Genomic DNA, 1,237 nt, shown 5'->3' with positions numbered 1-1,237 from the left:
GTCGAAACCTTCGCCGACGTCCAGCGCCTGGTCCAGGGTCGCGGCGGCGACGCCATCGCCTTCACCATGCTGCGTGGCGGCAAGGAGATCACGCTCACGGCGACGCCGGAGCCGATGGAGCAGCAGGACGCGCTGGGCAACAAGATCAAGGTGGCGGTGATCGGCGTCGCCAACAGCACGGAACTCGGCCAGCCGCGCGTCATCACCTACAATCCGGTCGGTGCGGTGGGAGCGGCCGTCGAAGAGACCGGTCACGTCATTCAGCGCACCGGTCAGTTCCTGCAGCGTTTCCTCGTCGGCCGCGAGGACAAATGCCAGCTGGGCGGGCCGATCAAGATCGCGAAAATGTCGGGGCAGGCGGCAAAGCTCGGCTTCGAGTGGCTTGTGCAGCTTGTTGCTTTCCTGTCAGTGGGGATAGGAATTCTCAACCTGTTGCCGATTCCCCCTCTCGACGGCGGCCACCTCTTGTTCTACGGCGTGGAGGCGGTCATCCGCCGGCCGGTGTCGGAACGGATGATGGAAATGGCCTATCGGGCCGGGCTGCTTCTGGTGCTCGGCTTCATGGGGTTCGTATTCTGGAACGATCTGTTTGGATGCTGAAATCATGAAGAAATTTGGCTTCAGCAGCCGCAATGTTGAGACGCCGTTTACCATGCACAGGGGTAAGGCGTGACGCGAAAGCCACGCACCAGGGTTAAGTAATTACAAATTAACCAGAAGCCTTGCGTGTAGGGAAAATCCGGTTAATACGGTATGGGAAAATTACCGCACGTCCGGTTTTCTCGCCGTGGGGACTACGAGAAAAGGTACAAAAGCCCGATGAAGGCAGCATCCAAGTTTCTGAGCGCCGCGTCCGCGGTGGCTTTGTCCGCCGCTCTGGTTGTGCCAGGCGCGCTCGCAGTGCAGTTCGTTGCCACATCAGCTGCCGAGGCGGCCGTTGTCTCCAGAGTCGAGGTGACGGGCAATCAGCGTGTCGACGCCGACACCATCCGCAACTACATCCAGATCAAGCCCGGCAAGGCCTTCTCCAGCTCCGACGTCGACGATGCGGTCAAGGCGCTGTTCGGCACCGGACTGTTCTCGGATGTGCAGATCAACCAGGTCGGCTCCTCGCTGGTCGTCAAAGTTTCCGAATACAAGGTCGTGAACCAGGTCCTGTTCCAGGGCAACAAGAAGCTCAAGGACAATGCACTGGCAGTCGCCGTGCAGCTGAAGCCGCGCGGCACCTTCTCCCAGC

General features: G+C 60.5%; 2 protein-coding genes. Both read left to right on the top strand.

The window, feature by feature from the left end; genetic code table 11:
* A partial coding sequence (locus tag EN780_RS34610) for an RIP metalloprotease (protein ID WP_133372888.1) occupies positions 1-600 on the top strand: 600 nt, incomplete at its 5' end.
* A gap of 219 nt (positions 601-819) precedes the next feature.
* The coding region (locus EN780_RS34605) for an FtsQ-type POTRA domain-containing protein (RefSeq protein ID WP_128276492.1) at positions 820-1,237 on the top strand (418 nt) is incomplete at its 3' end.

The sequence above is a fragment of the Mesorhizobium sp. M4B.F.Ca.ET.089.01.1.1 genome (assembly GCF_004022605.1).
GTDB classification, from domain to species: domain Bacteria; phylum Pseudomonadota; class Alphaproteobacteria; order Rhizobiales; family Rhizobiaceae; genus Mesorhizobium; species Mesorhizobium abyssinicae.
Note: the sequence above shows the minus strand (reverse complement) of the source record. Positions and strands in the feature narration are given on the sequence as shown.